Genomic DNA, 2,863 nt, shown 5'->3' with positions numbered 1-2,863 from the left:
AGCACGAAGATCGCCTCCATCACCATCAGCGTCCACGCCGCCCAACCGACCACGCCCGCTTTCGTCTCCCGCCGCCACCCCTTCCCACCCCCGGCCAGCTGCCCGGCCTCTTCCAGGACGTCCTCGACGGTGCGGTGCGCGACCATCGGAGACTTCCCCGGCTCGTTGCAGAAGCGGCAGAACTCGCGGCGGGTACAGCCGCGGTAGAGCTCCAGCTCCGCGACAGATGCCCACGGCATCTGCTCGACCAGTCCGGCGAACGAGGCACGGTCCGCCCCCAGTTGCCCGTACGGTGCCGGAGTGCGGCTTCCCAGCGTGAGGCCGCCCGAGGTGACGGTGTGGGTGTGGACGGCGTCGAACAGCCCGGCCCACGAGGCCGGTTCCGACAGTGTCCAGGTGGCCATCGGCCCCAGCAGGTAGCGGTGGCCGCGTACGCAGGCCATCGCGCGGGCGATGTCGTCCTGCGAGCCGTTGACCGCGTGCAGGTGCACCGAGGGGACCTTGTCCCCCGCCACCACAACCACCATCTCGGAATCGCGCAGGAGCTCAAGTGCCTTGTCGCGGTTCACGGTCGCCGAGTAGGTCAACCGGTCGCTCAGCGGCGCCTCCACGGCTGGCCGGCCGCCGGCCAGGCACCAGCGGACGTCGTCGATCGTCACGTACCGCACGTCCGCGCCGGGCCGTGCCCGGAGCAGTGCCGCGTACGCCTGCCGCACGTACGCGGAGAGGTACGGCGGGACGCCCAAGCCGCTGGGCTCGACGGTGTAGCAGTCCAAGATCACAACGGGAGCGGTCACCGGAACTCCTCTCTGACACCGGCTGGTCGGGCCGAGCCGCCCGCACCGACGCGAGCGGCCCGCTCCCCTTCGCGCGACGCTCTTGAGGACCCGGCTCCCGCGCTCGCCGGAACGCTCTGGCGATACGAGGCCAACGTCCTTACACAGAAAGCGAGTTCGCGCTGGGGAAAGTTCAGTCAAGCGCTGCGCACACGCCCCGGGAAGAGGGAAGGATGTACTCCTTCGTAGTCCCACGTAGTCCCACGTAGTCCAGGGACGGGGTGACGGGATGACGCGCACGCCTCACGCTCAGCACCTCGCGCACCTGATCCGCTCAGCCTGCCGGGAACGCGGCTGGGGTCCCAGCCAGCTGGCGCGCGCCGTCGGCCAGGCCGAGGGCAGCGGACCCGGCCGATTACAGCGCCAGTACGCCCACAAATGGATGACCGGCGACCGCACGCCCGACTACTGGTGGCCCCACGTCGCCCGCGTGCTCCACCTCGATCCCGATGCCGGGCCCGTCCCGCCACCGTCCGCCTGCGCACCGGCCCACGCCGATACCGTGGCCTCAGTCATCGCCCTGGGAAGGAGAGACCTCGACGTGGACCGCCGGAGCTTCCTCACCGTGTCCACCGGCTACGCACTCGCCGCCCTCGGCATGCCCGACCCCGACAGCATCACCCGCCGCGTCAACAGCACACCCGCCGACGCAGTCCGGGTCGGCCGCGGCGAAGTCACCGCCATCAGACTCATGGCCAAGACCCTCGGAGACTCCGCTTCCGAACTTGGCGGCGGCCACGCTCGCCACCTCGCCGTGCGCTACCTCACCGAAGACGTCGCCCCCTGGCTGAACGGCAGATACACCGAGGCCACTGGCCGCGAGCTGTTCGCTGCCGCCTCCCAACTCACCCACCTCGCCGGCTGGATGGCCCAGGACGAAAGCGACACTCCCCGCCTCCAGAACCTCGCCCACGCCTACTACGCCCACGCCTACGGCCTCGCCGCCGAGGCCGGCGCCCCGGAACTCGCCGCCACCGCCCTGCGCGGCCTGGCCGTCCAGTGCATCGACCTCGGTCATCACGCGGAAGCAGTCCAGCTCAGCGAGGCCTGCGTCACTTACGGCCGCGACGTTGACAACCCGCGCGCGGTGGCCTACTACAACGCCACCGTTGCCCACGCCGCCGCCCAGGACAACGACCGCAGCCTCGCCGTCCAGCATCTCGCCCTCGCCGAAGCCGCCATCGGCCAGCCGCCGAGCGGGGCCGGCGACTCCTGGGCGGCCCACTACTCGCCCGGACGCTGGGCCCACGAAGCCGGCATGATCCACATCCTCCTCGGAGACCTCACGGCGGCGGAGGGACACCTACGTCTTGCCCTCGACATTCACGGACTCGACCGGCGCCGCACCCGCGCCATCGTCCTTGCCGACCTCGCAGGCGTCCGCCTGCGCAAGGGCGACATCGACGGGGCCATCTCGTCTCGACCTGGTCCGACTTCCTCGACTGCGCCGACGGCGTTCGATCCGTCAAGATCCGCACCGCCGTCCAGGACATGCGTGTACGACTGCACCGCCTCCCGGACAATGCCGAAGTCCACGACCTCAAGACCCGGGCTGCAGCCGCTGGAGCTGCCCGCGGGGTCGCTCGTCCTCGGTGCTGTGCTGCTGGGCCGTGTCTCGGCTGAACACTCAGCCCGCGCCCGAGCTGCTCTTAGAGGGTATCTCGCGTAGGCGTATTGCCCTTTATCTCCTAGTAGGTTCCTCGCCAGGTGGGTGTGGTCTCGTCCGTTATGCGTCTGGCGAGGTTGTCGATCGAGGCGATGCGGATCATGGCTTCGGAGCTGGCGGTGAGGGTCTCGTAGTCGCGCACGAGTCGGCGATGCATCATGATCCAACCGATACTTCGCTCAACCACCCAACGCCTTTTCACGACGTGAAATCCTCTGGCATCCGGGTTTCTGTTGACGACCTCGACGTCGATTCCGAGGCGGGCTCCGTGCTCGACCACTGCGTTCTTGAAGCCAGTGTCGGCCCAACTCTTTGAAAGGGTGGGGTACTTCGACTTCGCCTGGTCGAGGAGGCGTATTCC

2 protein-coding genes and 1 pseudogene are annotated in these 2,863 nt (G+C 69.1%); 1 reads left to right on the top strand and 2 read right to left on the bottom strand.

Annotation, left to right across the window (positions count from 1 at the left end; genetic code table 11):
• Window positions 1-797 (bottom strand): annotated as a pseudogene (locus tag M2283_RS51430) (hypothetical protein); the annotation flags it as partial.
• Between the two features lie 268 nt (window positions 798-1,065).
• On the opposite strand from M2283_RS51430, the gene M2283_RS51425 reads away from it, so the two are divergent.
• On the top strand, window positions 1,066-2,505 hold the full coding sequence (locus tag M2283_RS51425) for a tetratricopeptide repeat protein (protein WP_348539000.1): 1,440 nt from the start codon (window positions 1,066-1,068) through the stop codon (window positions 2,503-2,505).
• A 19-nt stretch (window positions 2,506-2,524) separates the two neighbouring features.
• On the opposite strand, the gene M2283_RS51420 is transcribed toward M2283_RS51425, so the two are convergent.
• The coding region (locus M2283_RS51420) for a transposase (RefSeq protein WP_280883553.1) at window positions 2,525-2,863 on the bottom strand (339 nt) is incomplete at its 5' end.

The organism is Streptomyces pseudovenezuelae, assembly GCF_029892565.1.
GTDB lineage: Bacteria > Actinomycetota > Actinomycetes > Streptomycetales > Streptomycetaceae > Streptomyces > Streptomyces pseudovenezuelae_A.
This window is presented reverse-complemented; position numbering and strand designations above follow the sequence as displayed.